General features: G+C 39.3%; 17 protein-coding genes. 10 read left to right on the plus strand and 7 right to left on the minus strand.

Going from position 1 to position 20027, the window contains the following annotated elements:
* Nucleotides 1-59: 59 nt before the first annotated feature.
* The gene (locus tag PO903_RS00790) at nt 60-1859 is read left to right on the plus strand and encodes a CPBP family glutamic-type intramembrane protease (protein WP_273592382.1); all 1800 of its coding nucleotides are present in this window, start codon (nt 60-62) and stop codon (nt 1857-1859) included.
* Between the two features lie 82 nt (nt 1860-1941).
* Here the strand turns inward: PO903_RS00790 and uvrC are convergent, their stop codons facing one another.
* From uvrC to PO903_RS00810, 4 genes are all read right to left on the minus strand, one after another.
* A complete protein-coding gene (gene uvrC, locus PO903_RS00795; protein ID WP_069326238.1) occupies nt 1942-4008 on the minus strand; it encodes an excinuclease ABC subunit UvrC in 2067 nt (688 codons plus the stop codon).
* A 193-nt stretch (nt 4009-4201) separates the two neighbouring features.
* Nucleotides 4202-4528, minus strand: coding sequence for a thioredoxin (gene trxA, locus PO903_RS00800; protein ID WP_465264549.1), 327 nt, complete (start codon nt 4526-4528; stop codon nt 4202-4204).
* Nucleotides 4529-4702: 174 nt separating this feature from the next.
* Nucleotides 4703-5665, minus strand: coding sequence for a primosomal protein DnaI (gene dnaI / locus PO903_RS00805; RefSeq protein WP_069326236.1), 963 nt, complete (start codon nt 5663-5665; stop codon nt 4703-4705).
* Nucleotides 5666-5694: 29 nt separating this feature from the next.
* Nucleotides 5695-7257 carry a replication initiation and membrane attachment family protein gene (locus PO903_RS00810; RefSeq protein ID WP_069326235.1) on the minus strand — a complete coding sequence of 521 codons (1563 nt, stop codon included), beginning with the start codon at nt 7255-7257 and terminating at the stop codon, nt 5695-5697.
* A 319-nt stretch (nt 7258-7576) separates the two neighbouring features.
* Here PO903_RS00810 and hemQ point away from each other — a divergent pair, with 319 nt between their 5' ends.
* From hemQ to PO903_RS00825, 3 genes are all read left to right on the plus strand, one after another.
* On the plus strand, nt 7577-8326 hold the full coding sequence (gene hemQ / locus PO903_RS00815; RefSeq protein WP_069326234.1) for a hydrogen peroxide-dependent heme synthase: 750 nt from the start codon (nt 7577-7579) through the stop codon (nt 8324-8326).
* Nucleotides 8327-8606: 280 nt separating this feature from the next.
* Nucleotides 8607-10625 carry a methyl-accepting chemotaxis protein gene (locus PO903_RS00820; RefSeq protein WP_273592383.1) on the plus strand — a complete coding sequence of 673 codons (2019 nt, stop codon included), beginning with the start codon at nt 8607-8609 and terminating at the stop codon, nt 10623-10625.
* A 286-nt stretch (nt 10626-10911) separates the two neighbouring features.
* Nucleotides 10912-12933, plus strand: coding sequence for a methyl-accepting chemotaxis protein (locus tag PO903_RS00825; RefSeq protein ID WP_069326232.1), 2022 nt, complete (start codon nt 10912-10914; stop codon nt 12931-12933).
* 68 nt (nt 12934-13001) lie between these two features.
* Here the strand turns inward: PO903_RS00825 and PO903_RS00830 are convergent, their stop codons facing one another.
* Entirely contained in the window at nt 13002-13259 is a 258-nt protein-coding gene (locus PO903_RS00830) for a hypothetical protein (RefSeq protein WP_069326231.1), read from the minus strand.
* Nucleotide 13260: 1 nt separating this feature from the next.
* Nucleotides 13261-14454 carry an NAD(P)/FAD-dependent oxidoreductase gene (locus PO903_RS00835; RefSeq protein WP_069326230.1) on the minus strand — a complete coding sequence of 398 codons (1194 nt, stop codon included), beginning with the start codon at nt 14452-14454 and terminating at the stop codon, nt 13261-13263.
* 553 nt (nt 14455-15007) lie between these two features.
* Here PO903_RS00835 and PO903_RS00840 point away from each other — a divergent pair.
* From PO903_RS00840 to PO903_RS00865, 6 genes are all read left to right on the plus strand, one after another.
* A complete protein-coding gene (locus PO903_RS00840) occupies nt 15008-16006 on the plus strand; it encodes an NAD(P)/FAD-dependent oxidoreductase (protein WP_069326229.1) in 999 nt (332 codons plus the stop codon).
* A 163-nt stretch (nt 16007-16169) separates the two neighbouring features.
* A complete protein-coding gene (locus PO903_RS00845; protein ID WP_069326228.1) occupies nt 16170-16367 on the plus strand; it encodes a hypothetical protein in 198 nt (65 codons plus the stop codon).
* 12 nt (nt 16368-16379) lie between these two features.
* On the plus strand, nt 16380-17018 hold the full coding sequence (locus PO903_RS00850) for a TraX family protein (protein ID WP_241669374.1): 639 nt from the start codon (nt 16380-16382) through the stop codon (nt 17016-17018).
* A 149-nt stretch (nt 17019-17167) separates the two neighbouring features.
* Nucleotides 17168-17395, plus strand: a complete 228-nt coding sequence (locus PO903_RS00855; RefSeq protein ID WP_273592384.1) for a hypothetical protein — start codon at nt 17168-17170, stop codon at nt 17393-17395.
* Nucleotides 17396-17593: 198 nt separating this feature from the next.
* Nucleotides 17594-18145: a hypothetical protein gene (locus PO903_RS00860; RefSeq protein WP_273592385.1), complete on the plus strand. Its 552-nt coding sequence runs from the start codon at nt 17594-17596 to the stop codon at nt 18143-18145.
* Nucleotides 18146-18420: 275 nt separating this feature from the next.
* On the plus strand, nt 18421-19224 hold the full coding sequence (locus PO903_RS00865) for a hypothetical protein (protein ID WP_273592386.1): 804 nt from the start codon (nt 18421-18423) through the stop codon (nt 19222-19224).
* A 73-nt stretch (nt 19225-19297) separates the two neighbouring features.
* Here the strand turns inward: PO903_RS00865 and PO903_RS00870 are convergent, their stop codons facing one another.
* On the minus strand, nt 19298-20026 hold the full coding sequence (locus tag PO903_RS00870) for a hypothetical protein (RefSeq protein ID WP_273592387.1): 729 nt from the start codon (nt 20024-20026) through the stop codon (nt 19298-19300).
* Nucleotide 20027: the final 1 nt, after the last annotated feature.

Consider the following 20027-nt stretch of genomic DNA (forward strand, 5'->3'; position numbering starts at 1 on the left):
ACACCAAAATATCTTTCTCTATGCTAACTAGGTATTTTTAAAATTGAAGGAGGACATTCATGAACCCCACCGGACAACCCGTACAGCTCAAACCGAATTACAAAATTCTCAGTGTACTCGCTGCTGTCGGACTGGTATTATTTTTGCTTTTACAAGTATTCCCTTCCACTGCTTCAGATACGTTAGAAGTGCAACAAGTGAATATCATCAGTCAGGAAAAAGCGATCGAAAGCGCCAAAGCGTTTGCTAGTGACACATTGGTATTACCCGATCTTCCCGCCCCTTCAGTAACGTATCATACGAATGCTGAATTAAGCGGTTATGTAGCCAAAGAAAAATTAACACAGACGTATATGAAGAAGTTAGAAAAAGTAGCTCCTTATGATGTATTCCGTGTTCATTATCCAGATGTGGGTACTGGAGATGCACTTGATATTGATGTACATATGAATACCGGTAAAGTGGTTGCTTTTTCTATGTATGACAACCAGACAGGAGCATCACAACCGTTCAGTCTAGATCCTACGGCAACTACGGAAAAAGACGAATCCGTTACACTGGCTGAAAAGCAAGAACAAGCACAACCTATTTTAAAAGCACTAGGATTTGATGCAGGACAATTAACATTACAGACTAAAGGTAACGAGCAAGATTTACTGTACACTGCCGCAGATGGCAAATTAGGTGATAGTCAATTACAACTCAAGTTCACCTATGAATATGGACAAATTCGTTCCTTCCAACCGGTATTAACTCCACCGGATACGTATACAGCTTATGTAAAAGAACAGACCGCTTTAGCTGGCTGGTTAACAGCTTTGGGTTATGGATTGTTCACTCTTGTACTCGGTGTACTCGCGATTGTATTCGGCGCACTCAAACGCAGACATACTTCATTTAAACGGGGTATTGTGCTAAGTGTAATCTATTGTGCAATTTCTATATTTAGCGTTGTGAATATGTGGCCTATTTTAGTAGATATTACTTTAGGTGAATCCAACAAGATCGTTTCTTATGTGATTATCGGTCTACAATTAATATTAAATATATTGATGGCAGTTTTACTCTACTTCTCTTTTGTAGGTGGAGATGGATTATGGAGAGAACGAGGAATCAATATCTGGCCACGTTCCAAAGAAATCGGTTATGGTAAATATGTATTGCATAGCGTAGCTGTAGGTTACTTGTATGCACTTATTTTACTAGGTGTACAATCCATTATTTATTTAATCTTAGAAAATGCGCTAGGTGTCTATTCTGCTACAGATGATACGAGTTCGCCTTATAATATGATCTATCCAGCCTTATTCCCATTATTAGCATGGATGGCAGGGATTGGCGAAGAAGCAGTTTACCGTCTATTCGGAATCGGCATGTTGAAGAAACTGTTACGCAATACATTTGTAGCTTGCTTTATCACGACGATGATCTGGGCGCTTGGACATACGTTATATCCAATCTATCCAATATATTCACGTCCGATCGAGTTATTATTTATCGGTTTATTGTTTAGCTTTATCTTCTTACGATATGGTTTTATTGCAGCCGTATTTGCACACGTTATATTTGATAGTATATTGATGTCGCTCAGTCTGATTAGTATGGGTGGAATCGTCAATATCTTGCTCGGTGCATTCTATATTGTGTTACCTGCTATTGTGGCTGTTATCATCTATACTTTTACCAAAAATAAAGGTGTCGAAAATGCTTATCCACCTTATGTACCGCCCGCACCTATCCCTCAAGTGTATTATGATCCTACACAAGGACAGCAGCAGTATCCAGATCATCCGCAGCAATTTCAACAGTATTCTAATCCAGTGCCACCGTCTGAACAGGAAAATAAACCAAAAGAGTAGCCATTAGGCTACTCTTTTTTTATCTATATTTTGTTGATTGTAGGGAGCTATTATAATCATTGTATTGATATTATTGGTACATTTATTCTTCTTTTAAAGCATCCAAAATCTGCTTCGCTAATTTGTCTCCAATACCCAACTGGCGGAAATCGTCTACACTGGCTTCTCTGATTTTTTTGAGTGAACCAAAGTGCTTCAGTAACAGCTTACGACGTTTGTCTCCGATTCCTGGGATACTGTCTAATTGCGAAGTAATCATCGACTTGCCCCGTTGTTCACGGTGGAATGTAATGGCAAAACGATGGACTTCATCTTGAATCCGTTGCAATAGATAAAATTCTTGACTATCTCTTGCTAAGTTCACTGGTTCTGCTGGATCGCCCACCATCAATTGAGAGGTACGGTGCTTAGAATCTTTGACCAATCCGCAGACTGGAATAAATAGACCTAGCTCATTTTCTAATACATCGGTTGCCGCTGAAATTTGTCCTTTACCACCATCGACAACGATTAGATCAGGCATCGGTAGATTTTCTTTTACCACACGTTCGTAGCGACGGCGAATCACTTCACGCATGGTTCCGTAATCATCTGAACCTTCAACGGTACGTACTTTGTATTTACGGTATTCTTTACGAGCAGGCTTACCATCTATAAATACAACCATCGCAGATACCGGATTGGTTCCTTGAATATTCGAGTTATCGAATGCTTCAATACGTTCCAAACTTTCTAGACCAATCGCTTGTCCTAGATTACCTGCGGCTTTGGACGTACGTTCTTCATCACGTTCAATTAAGCGGAATTTTTCGTCCAGAGACACTCTAGCATTATCTTGTGCCATCGTTGTCATCTGCTTTTTGAGTCCACGACGAGGGATCAATACTTTAACCCCTAGCCATTGTTGGAGAGCGGCTGCACTGCTTGAAGGATCAGCTTGTTCGCCACTTTCTGCTTGTGCATCCTGTTGTTCATTAGCAAGTGCTGCTTCAGAAGCATTAGCAGCTTCTGCTTGCTCTACAGACTGTTCTGTCGTGTGAACAGCATAAGCGGTTCCTTCTTCTGCTACACGGTCACTCATTACTTCTGAGGTCGCTTGCTCGCTATCATCCAATCCTGCTTGTTCTGCATGATCTACAGCTTCATCCTGAACATCATTTTCTTCATCCACAATCACTTCTTCAACAGGCAACATAATCTCCTGTGGCATCGCTGGATTTTCGCTATAATACTGAGTCACATAAGACATAAAGTCATTATACGGCTCTCCATAAAAAGGGAACACAGAAGCATGACGTTCAATCATTTTACCTTGACGCATATACAGAATCTGTACACACATCCAGCCTTTATCGACAGCAAAACCAAATACATCACGATCTTTAGCATCTGCCATGGTGATTTTTTGTTTTTCCATCAGAGCGTCGATATTAATGATCTGATCACGCAATTCTTTAGCACGCTCAAAATACAAATCTTCAGCGGCTTCTTCCATTTTACGTTGCAACTCTTTTTTGATCTCTTCATGACCACCACTCAAAAACTTGCTGATTTCTTGCTTAATCTCATCATAGGATTGTTGAGGCACTTCGAACTCACAAGGTGCCAGACATTGCCCCATATGATAATACAAGCAGACTTCTTTAGGCATCACTTTGCATTTACGCAACGGATACATACGGTCTAACAATTTTTTGGTCTGTTGTGCTGCAAACGCATTAGGATACGGTCCAAAATATTTGGCTTTATCTTTTAAAATACGTCGCGTGACTTCCAGACGTGGATGCGCCTCATTGGTAATTTTGATATATGGAAAAGTTTTATCATCTTTGAGCAGTACATTGTATTTAGGCTGATGCGTTTTGATCAGATTACATTCTAAAATAAGTGCTTCCATATTGCTTCCAGTCACAATATATTCAAAATCACGAATATCAGCAACAAGACGTTGCGTTTTACCATCGTGACTTCCTGTAAAATAAGAGCGAACTCGATTTTTGAGTACTTTCGCTTTTCCTACATAAATAATTGTACCTTCACGGTTTTTCATCAAATAACAACCCGACAGATCGGGCAACAATGCTAGTTTGTTACGAATATTGATCATCGCTTGTTCTTGCTCTTGAATAAGATCCATATGAGAGTCCATAAATCTCTCCTTTCTAACGATATAGAACAAATGTACCCTAATTATACAACTAAAAAACCCCCGGTGCATGACCGGAGGTTTTACATAAGCTAGTCGTATACACTCACTTATGTCTATTGGTAATTCATATGACTTATGATAAAGACTCTTGATGAGTAAATCGGCAGGATTTACGTGTATATGGAATTACTAATTATTGGTGTTTTGCAAGAATAGATTTAAGAGCATCTTTCGAATTCAAACCTACTACTTTATCTACAGGTTGACCGTCTTTGAAGAAGATCATTGTAGGAATACTCATAACACCAAAACGTGAAGCTGTTTCAGGGTTTTCATCTACGTTTACTTTAGCGATTTTAACACTGTCGCCTACTTCTGTAGATAACTCGTCCAAGATTGGAGCAAGCATTTTACAAGGTCCACACCATGGTGCCCAGAAATCCACCAATACTGTTCCTTGTCCTTCAACTTCGTTTGTGAAAGATTGATCAGATACATTAACGATAGCCATGTGAAATATCCTCCTTGAGTAACTTTTATTTTGAATTAATATTATTTAAACATTAAACAAGTATTGTCATTGCTGACTCTTTTATTATAACACAACATTGGTCATTCCGAAACAGATGTTACGATTTATTCATAATTATCTTTCAATTAGTAAGTATTGTATCATAAATAACGAAACAGCATACTAGCTATTGCTCATTCCGCCCCGTTTGTTTTCACCTTCAACCCGAATCACTTTTACAAAAGGACTAATTCGGTTCATCAAACGTTCCCCTTTGTAGAACTCTTCACCATCTTTATTCGTAAAACTCAAATGCTTTTGCAGATCAGCTAATGAATAATTAGACGTGTAAAAAGTAGGTTTGCGATTCATTCGATAATTCAGAATCGAACCCAATACATGATCCCGTACCCATGAACTTAGATTTTCAGCTCCAATATCATCAAAAATCAACAGATCGGTATGCTTCATAATATCCATCGTTTCTTTCATCCGATTATTATCCTGGAACATTGACTTCAAGTCTTCTACAAAGTCAGGCATATACACAATGACACCGGTATGACCTACTTTGGCTAATTCATGTAACAGATACGAAGCCAAAAATGTTTTACCTGTTCCAAATCCACCTTCTAAATATAAGCCTTGTGGCGATAATCCATTTTGCTTGGTTTCACTAATATATTGAAAAATCTGTACCACAGCAGGTACACGATTCGAATCTTTAGCTACAATTTCTTTGGGATTATACCCTTCATTCAGCGCGCGTTCATCAATATAGAAACTATGAATACGCTGTTTGACCTGTTGCTCATGTTGTCTTGTCAATTGTTTATGACAAGGTGTTTTGCGATCGTATAACTTGGGTCCCGACTCTGAAGGCTCTACACTTAATTTGGTGTAATGTCCTTGAAAATCATTGGGACAGTTATCCAATCCCGGGCAGTTATCACAATGACCACGGTCGCCTACATATTGATACAGCTTACTAAGGTTCGTCATGAGTTCCTGATCGGTAAGCTCTGGATGCTCTGCTCTTAGTTCTAGCACAAGCGGATCACTGAGTAGACGCGCGGCAATCTTTTGTGACTCTTCCCGAAAGCGCGGACTTTTCATCTGCCGTAACAGATCACCGAGGGATTCCATGGCAGTTTGCCCCTTCCTTTTACATTCACTCAGCTATTGGTCTTTTGGACACGATCTTGTCCGGATTGCATTTGTTCAGCTAACCGCATCGCTTCTGCAATTTCTTCATCAGACACGATACTTGAACCTTCACGTGCACTTTTGACAATCGGAATCTCCGGTTTGGCATTAGGCGCTCGATTGTATGTTCGTGTATTGGTACGTTTATTACCGCCAGCGGTTCCACCTTTGGCTTGTGATTTCGCTTGATCACTGATTTTGAGATCTAGCTTATTCTGTTCTCTTACATAACGAACCGCTTTTTCATACGTATCGACTTGTTGATTAAGCATATTCGTCACGACCCAATCGACAAATTTACTACTTAAGCGTTCCCCGGGTTGAGACATTTTGATTGCCAATAAATAATGGATCAGTACATTGACCACTTCTTCAGACAATTTATAATTAATATCGACATGTTCGAATATATCATTCACACTGTTAGGCACGCTACCGGGATAGAACATTTCCAGAACGCGCGTATATGGTTCATTGCGTAAAATTGTATTATATTGATGAATATCGCATTTGCTTGTAAATTGACGCGGTACTTCCAGATAATACTCCATTTCGACTGCATATTCTACAGGTAAATCTTGCGATTCTTCTTTTTTCTCTTCTCGTAATGAGATCACTTTAGCTTCGTGAATCTGGCGTTCTTCTTGACGCTTTTTCCCTTGACGGAATTGCAGATTAGCACGGCGCTGAATCTCATCTTCAGCCAGCTCACCTTTGGCATCAAAAACACCATCTTCATCTAACATCCGGCAAATATCTTGAATATCCAAACGATATTTATAAGCAATATAACTCAGTACATTCATCTGCTCTGGAAGAAAGCGTAATTTTTCTACATATATACGGTTACGAGAACCGCGCGGGAAATAACGAATAATATCTGCATAGTTAATCAGATCATCTTCACTTAGCTTCGGCTGACTGCTACGCTGTTGTGCACTCACTTCAGTTAACGCCTGTTCTAATTCATAATCGATCACATGCGTATTTAATTCAAAAATATCATAAAACGGTTGTGAAATATTTTCTTTCTGAACTGTACTATCACCCCAGCCATCAGGCTCTTTGGCTAAAAAGCGTTCCCGTAAAGACAACACAGCGAATTTGCCGATTTTGTCCCGTAATAACAATGTTAAATGTTGTGTGCGGAAAAACTCACTTGGTGATAGCGGCTGTTGTAATTCATATTCATATATATAATCATCCTGATCGGGAAAGTATACTCGATTGGTCTGTAATAAGCCTACAGCTTCTAATAAAGAAGTCTGTTCAACCAAAAATTTACGTCCATGTTCCCCCGGTTCAAGCCCTAAAGTTAAAAATAAACGACGCTGTTGTTCTATAGGCGAATAACCGACTTGCTGTGCTTCGACATGTTCACACAATAATCGATACACACTAATCGCAAAAGCCCCTGTTAACGGTTGATAAACCAGACTGAGCATCCGTTCATCCAGCGCACCTATACCGAATTCGCGGTATACGCAATATCGATGATTTTCAGTAAAATGAAGTAGATTCTTAATGCGCATGATCCGCCCCCTCTCTTTTTGCTCCTGTGCATGCGGAATTCTATTCTAACACAAATCTTGAAATTTCAATGCTGAAAAGAAAGGTGAATTTGGAACATAAACACCCTCGATCTCCATAACAATCATCCTTTTGCGCCATTACGCTAGAAATGAATATATTTTATACAATGATCGATTGAAATAAACATAATGATGAAGTAACCATGAACAGACTGTGAAGTCAATTGCTCTGTATCGACTCCTTCGGTTACAATAGATCAAGATGTGTAAGCACGATATGACCTAAAAACGGATTCCACTAATATATAGGAGTGATTTTATGAATGAAGCAGTAGCAACGCTTGAAGGCTGGTATGCATTACATGATTTTCGCACTATTGATTGGCATGCTTGGAAAGCAGCAGATGATGAAGAACGTGCCGGTGCAATCGACGAGTTAAATGCATTGATTCATGATTGGCAAGCTGTCAGCAACGATGGCAGTGGGAGTACGGTTATTTATACTGTTGTTGGACAAAAAGCTGACTTTATGATGATGCATCTACGTGAAACGTTAGAAGATTTAAATGCGATAGAAAATGAATTTAACAAAACCACTTTCGCTAGTTTTACGAAGAAATCTTATTCATATGTAAGTATCGTAGAACTTAGCAGCTATATGGCTAGTCATGTGGAAGGCGATCCGATGGAGAATCCACATATTCTGGCTCGCTTGAAGCCAGCTCTACCTGATTCTCGTTATATCTGTTTCTATCCGATGAACAAAACGCGTAATCTAGGAGACAACTGGTATATGCTTCCGATGGATGAGCGTCGTGAAATGATCCGTAGTCATGGATTGATCGGACGTAGTTATGCAGGTAAAGTGAAGCAAATCATTACGGGTTCTGTTGGATTGGATGATTGGGAATGGGGCGTAACTTTATTCGCTGACGATGCACTTCAATTCAAAAAACTAGTATACGAAATGCGCTTTGATGAAGCAAGTGCTCGTTTTGGAGAATTTGGTTCTTTCTATGTCGGTAGTATGCTAGACACCGCTAAATTCGAAGAAATGCTCAAACTTTAAAATAATTTAGTCTGCATCACAAAATAAATATATGTAGAATTAAAAAACCTTTTTGCTATCTTTATGGATAGTAAAAAGGTTTTTTATTTGAGCATTTTTAGAATATATACCTATTTATTAGTGCTCAAGGCTTAAAAAATAAATAATAAAATCCTTAATCGAAGATTTTCGTGTCGAAAAATATACATAAATGCAGATCAACTGACGATATAAGGAACAATTACAAATCAAATTTATCCAAGAAAGTCATTTTATATACGTATAGAAAAGAGGGATACTTATGACGTTAAAAGTAAAATTGATCTTGTTAGTAATGGCTACTGCGATTCTAATCGCTGTTCCGATTGGATGGTCAGCACTGTATATTATCAAAAATGAATCCACCAAATCTATCAATGCTACGCTTCAAAATACAGTATCCCAAGCAGTTACTCAGGTGAATGGTTGGATCAATACCAATAGCAAAGTGATCGAAACTTTGGGTTCTGTAATCAACAAAACGGTTCCTATCAATCAGATCACTTTAAAGCATCTGCAAGTCTATCAAGACCCTTCTAATGCAGGGAGTATATCTGATGTCTATTTTGGACTGGAAGATGGCACTTTCCTAGATGGAAGTGAATGGATTCCTGACGCTGGTTATGATGCAAGACAACGTCCATGGTATCAAAAAGCCAAAGAAACCAATGCCTTGTCTATTAGTGACCCTTACCTTGATGCCACTACCGATGGTTATGCCATTTCGATTGCTGTTCCTTTAACCAACAATCAAGGTACATTTGCTGGCGTATTATCTGAAGATATTTTACTTTCAACGATTACCGATTATATTAACAATATTAAAGTCAGTGGTGGATTTGCGTTTTTACTCGATCAACATGGTAATGTAATGTCTCATCCTGATGCTACTTTTATCAATAAACCTCTTAAAGAACAAGCCGACTATAGTGCTATTGCCGATACATTAATCAGTCAACCGTCAGGCAGTACCGAATACAATTATAAAGGCGAGCCTCAATTATTGTATTACAGTAAAATTCCGGGTACCAACTGGATCGTTGCTTCTTCTACCTCCAAACAATTAGCTTTTGCTGAATATACACAATTACGAAATCAATATACGATTGCTATTATTGCATTGACCTTATTATTTGTAGCCTTTGCATTCTGGGTAGCAGTTCGAATCGTCAAACCGATTATTGGACTGAAAAAAAGTGCTCAACAATTAGCAGAAGGCGATCTTACTGTACATGTTCCAGTCAAAGGAAAAGATGAAGTTGCAGAACTCGCTATTGCGTTTAATACAATGTCTACAGCGCTTCGTCATTTGATTCAAACGGTGTCGCAATCGGCTCATGGAGTTAATACTGCTTCTCATGAAATGTATAATAATGCTTCAAATTCAGGCGATATTGCCGGACAAATTTCTACCGTTATTGAAGAAATTGCTCGGGGTGCTGTTGAGCAAGCTGAATCGATTCAATCCGGTGCTGAAATGGTTATGACGATGACCGATTCACTGGAAACGGTAGCGGCAAGTGCTGATCAAGCGGCTCATATGATTAAAGAAGTCAATGAAGCGATGGATCGAGGCACGCAAGCGATAGCGCAACAGACGATGCTTTCACAAGCAGGACAAGCTTCAACCGAGCGTGTCGAACATTCCAATAGTATCTTAATTCAGAAATTAGATGAAATTGCTCAGATCACAAATGTCATTCGGGCGATCAGTAGCCAAACGAATCTACTTTCTCTGAATGCAGCGATTGAAGCAGCTCGTGCAGGGGAACATGGCAAAGGGTTCGCTGTTGTGGCAAGCGAAGTCCGCAAGCTAGCAGAACAAGCTTCTCACTCGGCTTCGGATATCGATAACCTATTGATTCAGTTAAATGAAGCAGGCAAACAAAGTTCATTAGAATTGTCTTCATTCCGTACTACAACGACTCAACAGCAACAGTCTGTCGATGAAACTAAATATTCATTTGAACATATTCGCCAATCGGTCGATGGGATTATTGCTCGTATAGGTCATGTGTCTGAAGGGGTTACGACGCTTAAATATAGTGCTAATCAAGTATCTGATGTCATTACAGGGCTTGCAGCTGTATCGGAGCAAAGTGCAGCTTCTACAGAACAAGCAGCTTCTTCTACTTTGGATCAGACTCAGTCGATTGCAAGTATCTCTACTTCATCCAAACACTTATCTGAAAGTGCTAATCATCTATTACAAGAAATTGGACAATTCAAAATCGAAACCGATGACTCATCCTCTACTTCTTCTCCAATCCATAACAAGTAAATATAGTGTTCAATCAAGAGCCAAGTTCTATTAATGAACTTGGCTCTTTTATTATATGTAAATTCATGCACTCTTTACTTTACCACCATTTTTATCCATTTTAAAATTGAATCATTAATTATTAGGTACAAAGAATCATTTATGTGACAAAAATAGCAAATATGGGCAGAAATTTGTCGGAAAAGATAACTAAATGCAGTTGGAATGACGATATAAATAACAAGCAACTAGACGGTATTCATATTCGTTCATTATTTTTATATACGTAGAGAAAAGAGGAGTATGTATGACTTTAAAGGTAAAATTGATTTTGCTTGTTATAGCCACTGCGATTCTTATTGCTGTTCCTGTGGGCTGGTCTGCACTGTATATCATCAAAAAACAAGCAACTCAATCTGTAGATGCAGATGTAAAGAAAACAGTAACTCAAGGGGTAACCCAGATCAATGGTTGGATTAATACCAATAGTAAAGTAGTCGAAACATTAGCTTCTGTGATTAATACTACTGTTCCTTTAGATCAAATTACATTAAAACATCTACAAGTCTTTAAAGATGAAAGCAATGCCAAAACAATCTCTGATATTTATTTCTCGTTAGAAGATGGTACTTTTCTAGATGGTAGCGATTGGGTAGCTCCTGAAGGTTACGATGCTAGAACAAGACCATGGTATCAAGAAACCAAAAAAGCTAACAAACTATTTATCAGTGCTCCTTATGAAGATGCCGGTACCAAAACGTACAAAGCTATATTTATTGGCGCTCCTCTGAAAGATCCTCAAGGTAACTTTGCTGGTGTTATTGCGGAAGATATCTTGTTATCTACAATCACCAGTTATATCAATACACTCAAAACAAATAACGGCTTCACATTTTTGATCGATCCTAATGGTAATGTAATGTCTCATCCCGATGAATCATTTGTAAACAAGCAATTGAAAGATCAACCGGATTATAGCGGTATCGCCAATACATTACTTAGTCAAAATTCAGGTAGTGTTGAATATACTTATCAAGGTGATCCTCAATTACTATATTATGAAAAAATTCCAGGAATCAATTGGGTTGTTGCTTCATCCACTTCCAAAAAATTAGCTTTTGCTGAATATACTCAATTACGCAATCAATACACAATCGTGATTATCGCCCTTACTTTATTATTTGCTTTACTTGCTTTCTGGGTAGCGGTTCGGATGGTTAAACCTATTATCTTGCTTAAGAAAAGTGCACAGCAGTTGGCTGAAGGTGATTTGACAGTTGTCGTAGCAATTAAAGGTAAAGACGAAATTGCACAGTTAGGAACTGCTTTTAATACCATGTCTGCCGCTCTTCGTAACTTAATTCAGACCGTTGCGCAATCTGCGGTAAGCGTGAACAAAGCTTCTGATGAAATGTACAATAATGCTTCTAACTCGGGGGATATCGCCGGACAAATTTCTACCGTTATTGAAGAAATTGCTCGTGGAGCAGGAGATCAAGCAGAATCGATCCAATCAGGCGCTGAGATGGTTATGGATATGACCGGATCCCTTGAAAAAGTAGCTGCAAGTGCTGATCAAGCGGCTCATATGATCACACAAGTGAACGAAGCAATGCAACGGGGAACACAAGCGATTTCACAACAGACTGCACTTGCTCAAGCAGGACAAGAATCGACACAACGGGTAGAAGCATCGAACACCATTCTATTGAAAAAATTAGACGAAATCGCACAAATCACGAATGTTATCCGTGAAATCAGTAACCAGACTAATCTATTATCCCTCAATGCAGCGATTGAAGCGGCACGTGCAGGTGAACATGGAGCAGGATTTGCGGTTGTTGCAAGTGAAGTGCGTAAGCTAGCAGAACAAGCTTCTCACTCGGCTTCGGATATTGATGCGCTATTGATTCAGTTAAATGAAGCAGGTAAACAAAGCTCGTTGGAACTTTCTTCATTCCGTGATACTACCGTTCAACAACAACAATCGGTAAATGAAACGAAAGATTCATTTGAACACATTCGTTATTCTGTAGACGATATTATTTCTCAAATTGGTCATGTATCTGATGGTGTGACTTCTCTCAAATCAAGCGCAAATCAAGTATCCGATGTTATTACAGGGCTTGCTGCGGTATCCGAAGAAAGTGCAGCTGCTACCGAAGAAGCTGCTTCATCCACTATCGAACAGACTCAATCGATTGCAAGTATCTCTACTGCATCCAAAAATCTGTCTGAAAGTGCGAATCACTTATTAAAAGAAGTGGGACAATTCAAAATTGAGAGCGATTCTACTCCATCTTCTTCAGCACCAACTTCAAATCAATAAGTTAGATAAAAAAACAAAAAAAGCGAGGTTCCTGTTGAGGAACCTCGCTTTTTAGTTAGCATTTCAAATCAGACTTCTTCAGACAAATCCTGATCACGTTCTAATGATGCCATATATTCCTGATCATCACGATCTCGTGCACGGCTTTTGTCTTTCAAACGTTCGATCGCTGGTAAGATTAGAATATCGATTTCTTTTTGAACAGGATAAGCAAGGTCATAGCGACCCTGCTCTTCCAAAAATCCACCTACTTCTATTAATCCATTATACCGATCCAGCTCTTCACGCGTAAGAAGCCCACGTACCTGAACGCTACAATGACGCATCTTATAAGAATTTTCCTTTTTTCATAACAAGCGATACGCCGCCAATGATAAACAAGTAACGGATATCGATTACTTTTTTCAATTGAGCTGCTACAAAACCTTTAAGTTTGCGATCTCCAACAACACCTACTGCTTCGCCTTTACCAAGCGATGCTACAGTACCTTTGTTACTGAATACAAATTTCTTAGGTTGTTGTCCACGAATAGCTGCTACGATGTTTTGTGCACAAAGTACACCTTGTTGCATCGAAATTTGAGCTGTTGGTGGGTAAGGACGACCTTCTTCATTGAACATCAATGAGCTATCGCCAATGATGTATACATTTTCGTGTCCTGGTGCACGCAAGTATTCGTCAATTTTAACGCGTCCGCGCATTGCTTCGAATCCAGCTTGTTCTACTAGACGGTTACCACGGATACCACCTGTCCATACGACAGTGTTTGCATGGATTTTTTCAGAATTTTCACCAACGATAACACCGTCAGTTAGACATTCTTTGATCGCAACACCAATTTTGAATGTTACGCCTTTGTTTTGTAGAACTTTCATAGCATATTCAACCAATTCAGGATCGAAACCTGGCAATGCTGTTGGAGCTGCTTCTACATTGTACAATTTAACTTCAGAACGGCTAATGCCATGAGTTCTGCACAATTCTTGTAGACGATCAGCCAATTCACCGATAAATTCGATACCTGTGAAACCTGCGCCACCGACTACGAAAGTCAAACGCTCTGGTTTTTTATCTACTTTGTAAGCTGTAAATTGAGCTTCAATGTGATCACGGATTTTACGTACAGAGTTGATACTGCGAATAGTCATCGCATTTTCAAGCATACCCGGGATACCGAAAGTTTCTGGTTCGCCACCTAGGCAAATGATCAAGTGATCATAAGACAAAGTTCCGTCTTCCAAAATAACTTTTTTCTCTTGTGGGATGATTTCTTGTACGTTTGATTTTACAACATCAATTTTGAACTCATCCACCAATTTGGAAATTTGCTCACGCGCGTTATCCAATTTGTCTGTACCTGCTGCTGGCATGTGCAAGTGTGTTGTAAAGTAATGATAGTCATGGCGGTTAACCAAAGTTACGTCAGCCTCATTATAATTTAGATCTTTTTGCAAACGTTGTGCAGCAAGAATACCTGCATAACCTGCACCCAAAATAACAATTTTAGGAATGCTACTCATATTCATTTTCCCCTTCCAATGATTCACTTAGAATGTATTTCATTGAAGTACATCGCCTACATTAATACTTGGTAAAGATCATTAATAATAGACTTTGCACTGAAACGATAAAATCAGTTAAAATAGTTAATACCCATATATAACCATGATTGCTCCGTATACCTTCATAAAATTGTGAAAATATACACAACAGTAGACAAATGATTATATTCACCTATAAAAGTGCAATAGGATATGTCACATTATATTGTACTCTTTCTAGCGGATATGTTCAAAAAAATTTATGTTTTCTGAAAAAAATGTTTTATTTTCGTCACAAAACATCATTAGCCCAACTGAAATGATATCTATTTTTCTTTGAAATATCAAGAGTAAATTTAATTTTTTATCTATCTTTTTATATATTTTTGTGCATACGAAAGATATTTTTTGTTTACTTTGCGCGTTCCAATAAAAAGGATATGAGCTGTTTTGAGAATTGTCGTTTTAAAAATATTCTCTTTATGATATATAATTGGGTGAGATCGAACTAATTTACGGAGGTGCTTGTGAAGTGTCATCTACAACAAACAACGAACTAAGCGATATTATTATTATTGGTGGAGGGCCTGCCGGGATGTTTGCTGCTTTTTATGGCGGTATGCGTCAAGCGTCAGTAAAACTAATCGAAAGTATGCCTCAACTAGGCGGACAATTAGCTGCCCTTTATCCTGAAAAATATATTTATGATGTAGCTGGATTCCCGAAAATTACAGCGCAAGAGCTGGTAAACAACTTACAACAACAAATGAATCATTTTGATTCTGATATTCGTTTGGAAGAAAAAGTACTTAATGTAGAAAAGAAAGCAGATCGTCATTTTGTAGTGACTACTGATAAAGGTACACACGAAAGTAAAGCAGTGATTATTACAGCAGGCGTAGGCGCATTTGAACCTCGCCGTCTTGATTTACCGAACGCAAGTCATTTTGAGAAAACAAATCTACACTACTTTGTCAGCGACTTGAGCCGTTTTGCAGGTAAAAAAGTATTGATCAGTGGTGGAGGCGACTCCGCAGTTGACTGGGCATTGATGATCGAACCGATCGCTGCTGAAGTATACTTGATCCATCGCCGTGACAAATTCCGTGCCCACGAACACAGTGTAGAAAACTTGAATGCTTCTGGCGTCAAAATCATTACACCTACAGAAATTACTGAACTACACGGTGAAGATACGATTGAACGTGTTACTCTTTCTCATGTAAAAACCAAAGAAACACAAGAAATCGAAGTCGATGATGTTATCGTCAACTTTGGCTTTATCTCTTCATTGGGTCCGATCGCTGAATGGGGCATTGAGATCAATAGTAACTCTATCGTGGTCGATTCTCGTATGGAGACCAATGTAGAAGGCATCTTCGCTGCTGGCGATATCACGACTTACCCTGGTAAGCTCAAATTGATCGCTGTCGGTTTTGGTGAAGCGCCTACCGCTATTAACAATGCTAAAGTCTATGTAGATCCTGATGCGAAATTGTCTCCAGGACACAGTAGTAATATGAAAATGTAGTTCTGTTTTATCCCTGCTCTTTTCTTCACTGGATCAAGAATCCATGGGGAAAAGAGCATTTTTTTGTGGTTTTGCGAAATGTTCACCTTTTACTTGGATTACACCCCTCAATATGTCGTATAGTAAACATAAGATTATTTAAAATTTGCAGGAGGTGCCCTTCGTGAGTGTTGGTGTGTTTATTTTTCTTCGTATTATTATCGTGCTCGTATTATTAGCCATTGCTGGACTTGTATTTGCATTGAGTCGCAAATTTTTCAAAGAAAGTCGTAAAGGAGCAGGAATCGGCTTTTCTATTTTTGGACTACTGATTATTTCATTGATTGTACAAACGATATTTAACTTTAGTCTGATGAAGTAAATTAAAGGAGGTATGCCTGTGCAGTGGTTAGCGATGATCACGATGCTAACCGATCATTTGGGGTATGCTTTCTTTCCCGATGAACGGTATTTGCGTGTTATTGGTAGAATAGCTTTTCCGATCTATTGTTATTTTCTAGTACTCGGTTATCAACGTACACGAAATGTACGCAAATATACGATTAGGTTACTTCTAATTGCAGCTTTATCACAACTTCCTTTTATGTACGCTTTTGATATTACTAATTTAAATGTGGTCTGTACATTATTTATTTCCTTGCTTTTAATGATTGTAATTGATAAACTATCCCTGAAATATTTTCCGGTTTCGCTTCTTCTAATTCTTATTGTAGGTTGGTTGGCAGATCAGCTACATATGGATTATGGGATGTACGGCGTTCTGCTTGTATTGGTATTTCGTTACACGACCGGGTATTGGGTGATTGTCGCTCATTTGGCACTCACTGTTGTTTTTGTCCTGTTTGGAGGGTTTTCAGATATTCAGGTATTTAGTGTGCTGGCTACGGCTTTAATTGCTATTCATCTAAATTTGTATCCAAAAACAAAGCTTTATTCACCTCCACGCTGGATATGGCGTTCTTTTTATCCCGCACATTTAGCTATTATTGCGATCATACGTTTGGTATTTTAACAAATACAAATCGGGAATATATCACTTCCCGATTTTTTTCTGTCTTTTCGTAAAAAACCATCGCCTTATGAGTGCATCTTAGAGTATAATCGTTAGCGGAAGTCATCTGTCGGCTATAGGCAGTTTTAAATATAGGAAGGGGAACCCCCATGAAATCGAACAAGAAACACACACTTACTGAAGATATGGACTTTTTCACCGCTGGACTGTCTGGCAGTCTTATTACAGTATGGCAGGAAGATCCTACTGGCGTATATTGTGAAATTGGACGTGGTTATGTAGAAGCTTATACGAACGAAGCTGTTCGCGTGCGTAACTTACAATCTGGAACCAAAAGCTTGTATTCTCGTGAATCAACAATGTTTCAAACCGATTGATTCATACTTAATATGATATCCAAAAGCCAGTTGTCTGCTTTTTCTTTATGAAGAGGAAGCGAGAAACTGGCTTTTTTGTGTTCTTAAAGTGAATGTTCATTTGCAGTTCATATTCTCCTTTTATACTACGTGAAGAGCCATAAGATATCGTCTGAATCGTTTATCTAATGCTCATTCACTTTAGGAGGAATCTATTGTATGAAAACATTAAAAGTACTTTCGAGTGTCGCTTTGTCCGCAGCTTTATTGGTGGGATCGATATCTATAGGAGCACCAACTCATGCCGCTACAACGACCCCATCGACCACGACTGCTACCAAAGATGCCAAAGCCATGAACAATGTATTGATCGGTAAAATAAAATCAATCAGCGGTAGCAAAATTACATTGTACAAATCCTCCACTCAACCGGATATTCCCACAGGAACAGCAGGATCAAAAGCTCCAGTAGCAGGAGAAGCTCCTCCAAGTGGAACAGCTCCAGCCGCGCCGCCTACAGGTTCCGCTCCAACAGCAGGAACAGGTACTACTCCACCTGCTCAGACGTTTAGCACAACAACGACAAGTGTGACTGTAAGTAGTGCTACAAGTATCGTAAGTGTGACACGTTCTGCGGGTAGCACCAAAGCCACTCCAACGAAAAAAGCATTATCGAGTCTTAAAGCAGGTGATATTATTTTCGTTACACTCGCTTCTGGTACTACCAAAGCCACCAAAATTGAAGTTATGCCTGCTACTACTAGCAAATAATCGATATATTGATTCATTTAAAATATTTTTCATCTCTATTTTCCCACAAAATGTAAAGAGTCTCTTGTTGAAACAAGCAGGCAGTGAACCGTTGAAGTCAGCGGTTTTCTGCCTTTTTTCTTTGATTTACTCTTGTTTAGACAATAATGTGGAATATCTTACTTTTTAAGGTTTCATTCATTTTTAGTTCACATTGAGTTCACAATCGCTCTCTATACTTCCGTTTATAGGACGTGCCTTTTGAAATGTCCTTCCAATCCAAAGGAGGTTTCTTTATGAAGACACTTAAAGTATTATCTAACGTCGCTTTTTCAGCAGCTCTCATTGCAGGTGCTGTAGCAGCCCCATCGGCATTTGCAGCATCTTCTTCTGAACAATCTACATCAGTACAATCTCAACAACGTCAGGTACTTGCAGATGCACCTACACTACCAGATGGAACCACTCCAGTCCTTCCCGCTCCACCTGCACCAGGTAAACTAGGTGGTCCAGGACTTAAAGGAGAACGCGCCGATGTTATCGGTGAAATTAAATCAATCAATGGCAATCAAATTACGATCACTGCACCTGAAAAACCACCACTACCTGCAACTGATCGCAAAGCGAACTATAAATCGGGTTCTAAAAATACGAAATCTTCTAGTCGCTCATCCGTTAGTAAAGATACGTATAGCAAACCACAAGGACCTTTGCCAGAAGGCACAAGCGTTACAATCAATGTATACAGTGGTACCGATATTGTGAAAACTTCGCACAGTCCAGAAAAAGGACATGTGGAAACAACCATCTCCTTATCGGCTCTTAATGTTGGAGATCATATCGCTGTGACACTTGCATCCGACACAAGTAAACAAGCGACTAAAATTGAAATTCATGAAGCTCCGCAACCACCAGCAAATGGCGGAACTCCACCGACACCTCCTGCACCTAAAGACGGAAGCACTCCGCCAGCTCCACCTGTACCAGCAGATGGAAGTACGCCTCCTACACCACCAGCTCCACCTGTAGATGGAAGTACACCACCGACTCCACCGGCAAATGCTTCTGCTCCATTAGCTACCCAAGAATCGTCTTCATAACATAAAAATAATGATCTAGATTTAGTTGTATAGCAAAAAGAGTGAACCATCGTGTTCACTCTTTTTTGCTGTATTATGAATGATCTGTAGATGTTGTATCTGAGGAAGTATCTTGACTCGAAATATCACCTTTCATCTGACCACTATGCATACCGCCCATACCAATAAATAGTTGAATCTGATCGGCTACTGAAGAATCTTCTGTATTTAACCAAACGTTGATGACATCATCTGCTTTGAGATCGGAAAGGGCTTTGGTCGTTGTCGTCATTTCATTATTCTCCATCGTCATTGTAGAGAACCTTGTACTGTCGGATACTGTAATCGTAACGGTCTCGTCCGAGAACATATCTTTTCCACCCGTGCTCGCTTGTTCAGAAGAGGCTGGAGCTTGTGAACCTTCATTGACGGGTGCTTGAGCAGACTCTCCGTCTGGCGTAGCTGGAGGGGATTGTCCGCCATCTGCTGGGGAAGCACCTCCATCACCGGGTTGTCCTTCTGGTGGAGCATTCATACCTTTGTCTCCACCTTGCCCCATCTGAGAAGGATCTATTGTAGACTTGTATATGGTAATCGTATTACCGTCAATAGATTTGATTTTGCCCAGTAGATCAGCACTTGCTTGTGCTGTTGCTGTGCTATCTCCCGAAGAAGATGACGTATTGGTAGATGTCTCTGTTGCAGAAGCATCTGCTCTATTGGTTGTTGGCTCTGCTGTTGATGACGTTTCACTATTTGTACTGCATCCCGCTAACAGAGCGATCGTCAGCGTGGTTCCTAAAAGGAATGTCCATGTCTTCATC

This window comes from Paenibacillus sp. PK4536, assembly GCF_028594455.2.
Taxonomy (GTDB): domain Bacteria; phylum Bacillota; class Bacilli; order Paenibacillales; family Paenibacillaceae; genus Saccharibacillus; species Saccharibacillus nuruki.